The 214-nt window shown below is 28.5% G+C and carries 1 protein-coding gene; it reads right to left on the minus strand.

The window, feature by feature from the left end; genetic code table 11:
* Positions 1-4 precede the first annotated feature (4 nt).
* A partial coding sequence (locus NET03_RS13420; protein WP_252129388.1) for an NADH-quinone oxidoreductase subunit H occupies positions 5-214 on the minus strand: 210 nt, incomplete at its 5' end.

Consider the following 214-nt stretch of genomic DNA (forward strand, 5'->3'; position numbering starts at 1 on the left):
TAAATCATACATTAGATTGATATTCAATAAATAAATTTAAATTAAACCCGGCTACTAAAATAACATACGATAGAAGAATCAAAGCTAGCCTTACTTCATAAGAAATAGTCTGAGCTACAGCTCGTAGTCTCCCTAATAAAGAATATTTACAATTAGAAGACCACCCTGCAATTATTACCCTATATACTCCAAATCTTAAACAACAAAAAAAAAA

Origin of the sequence: Thermomicrobium sp. CFH 73360 (genome assembly GCF_023806465.1) — a bacterium.
GTDB lineage: Bacteria > Chloroflexota > Chloroflexia > Thermomicrobiales > Thermomicrobiaceae > Thermomicrobium.